Source organism: Lacihabitans sp. CS3-21 (assembly GCF_024343675.1).
Classification (GTDB): domain Bacteria; phylum Bacteroidota; class Bacteroidia; order Cytophagales; family Spirosomataceae; genus Leadbetterella.
Map to the genome: position 1 here is coordinate 1 of NZ_RJUD01000073.1, position 1,921 is coordinate 1,921.

5 protein-coding genes are annotated in these 1,921 nt (G+C 34.8%); all 5 read left to right on the forward strand.

The window, feature by feature from the left end; translation table 11 throughout:
* Window positions 1-69: 69 nt before the first annotated feature.
* Genes EGI24_RS14465 through EGI24_RS14485 form a run of 5 tightly spaced genes read left to right on the forward strand, consistent with a single transcriptional unit; the run spans window position 70 to window position 823 of the window.
* On the forward strand, window positions 70-231 hold the full coding sequence (locus tag EGI24_RS14465) for a hypothetical protein (protein ID WP_255049175.1): 162 nt from the start codon (window positions 70-72) through the stop codon (window positions 229-231).
* A 16-nt stretch (window positions 232-247) separates the two neighbouring features.
* On the forward strand, window positions 248-379 hold the full coding sequence (locus EGI24_RS14470) for a hypothetical protein (RefSeq protein ID WP_255049177.1): 132 nt from the start codon (window positions 248-250) through the stop codon (window positions 377-379).
* 16 nt (window positions 380-395) lie between these two features.
* A complete protein-coding gene (locus tag EGI24_RS14475) occupies window positions 396-527 on the forward strand; it encodes a hypothetical protein (protein ID WP_255049172.1) in 132 nt (43 codons plus the stop codon).
* Between the two features lie 16 nt (window positions 528-543).
* Window positions 544-675 (forward strand): hypothetical protein, encoded by a 132-nt coding sequence (locus EGI24_RS14480; protein ID WP_255049172.1) that lies wholly within the window; start codon window positions 544-546, stop codon window positions 673-675.
* Window positions 676-691: 16 nt separating this feature from the next.
* Window positions 692-823: a hypothetical protein gene (locus EGI24_RS14485; RefSeq protein ID WP_255049173.1), complete on the forward strand. Its 132-nt coding sequence runs from the start codon at window positions 692-694 to the stop codon at window positions 821-823.
* Window positions 824-1,921 lie beyond the last annotated feature (1,098 nt).

Here is a 1,921-nt window from a genome sequence, read left to right on the forward strand (position 1 = left end):
TGGAAAGGATTGTATAGTGAATAGTTTTTAGGCTATTGGTTAGTTCGAGCGTGCCAGTTCGATTGTTCCTTGTTAGTTCGAGCGGTAGTCGAGAACACGTTTTCAAATGCCAAATACAACGTCAGTTCGAGCATTTCGAAATTTGATTTGCTAAAATCAAATGAAGAAACGGCCTTAGGTCTGGGCGGCGTTCCGTTCGAGAACACGTCTGGAAATGCCGAATACAACTAGTTCTTAAATCAGTACTGTGTACATCTCAAATCCAACTGTCAGTTCGAGCATTTCGAAATTTGATTTGCTAAAATCAAATGAAGAAACGGCCTTAGGTCTGGGCGGCGTTCCGTTCGAGAACACGTCTGGAAATGCCGAATACAACTAGTTCTTAAATCAGTACTGTGTACATCTCGACTCCTTTTGTCAGTTCGAGCATTTCGAAATTTGATTTGCTAAAATCAAATGAAGAAACGGCCTTAGGTCTGGGCGGCGTTCCGTTCGAGAACACGTCTGGAAATGCCGAATACAACTAGTTCTTAAATCAGTACTGTGTACATCTCGACTCCTTTTGTCAGTTCGAGCATTTCGAAATTTGATTTGCTAAAATCAAATGAAGAAACGGCCTTAGGTCTGGGCGGCGTTCCGTTCGAGAACACGTCTGGAAATGCCGAATACAACTAGTTCTTAAATCAGTACTGTGTACATCTCGACTCCTTTTGTCAGTTCGAGCATTTCGAAATTTGATTTGCTAAAATCAAATGAAGAAACGGCCTTAGGTCTGGGCGGCGTTCCGTTCGAGAACACGTTTTCAACTGCCAAGAACAATTAGTTCCAAAAACCTAAAAGGTTTTCTCTAATAGTTATTATTGAAGAGGTATTTCAACCCTTAACTACCTTTCTTTTTAAGTTTTGGTGGAATTTTTACCGAATTGGAATCTCAGAATGTCTCAGCATTGTACCATTTTTATGAAGTTTAATGATCTCTAAATTCACTCTTTTTTGTTTTTTTTAAACCTCCAATACAATTTGATATTAAAAATACCAAGATAGGGGTTCCTTATATAGCGTATTTGGCCTCTTTATGGCCTTGATAGCTTTTATGATCTCTTCAAATTCGCCAAAAATTGTACTTTATGATGAAAATATAGACTTATTCAAATTATTTTTTGTTTATTTCGAAAATTGTTTTTGGGATTAATTTTGGCGATTAATTTTGTGTATATGGTTTAAGCGGATACATTGAAGATGTGAAGCTTTTGTCATATAAAAACATAAATTCATTGCTAAAACTTGTTCTTGTTTCACAAAAACACTTTCAAACTTTAGCACCATGAGAAACCAAACAAAAAATTAAACAATTAAAACGAGTGTTTTGCAGGATTTTTCGTTTAATAGACTTGAAATCAGCGAAAGTAGGAGATGAAATTGTAAACTAGCACGATCCTGTAAGTTAATGAGGGGTAGCGTTGGTGAGTTTTTTGACTTGTTTATTTTGGAACAACTTAGACTTCAGAAGTTTGATGTTTATTATCAAATGTTCTTATTTAGTTTTTAAAGATGCCAATCTTGTTTTGTAAAGTCTTTAATGATGTATTAAAACTTTCAAACTTAATAGAGCAATTCTTTTATTAACAAAATATTGTTTCCAATCAGGTTTTGAGCTTTGGTTGTATACCAAATGTATTTCTAAACTAGGTTCGCAATGTTTCTAAGTTATTTTTCCATTTTTAGTTTAGGCTATAAGTATTTGTATAGCTCGGTAACAAAAGTGTTTTGAACACAAAAAAAGGCCTTTTTCTCGCGAGGAAAAAGACCCTTTGTAATGCGTACATTGAAGTTCGAATTTCAATACTACGTCATTTCTTTTGATATTCATATACTGCGTACCGGTTTTTTTTAACTTTTTATACGCTAAAACAATGAGCTA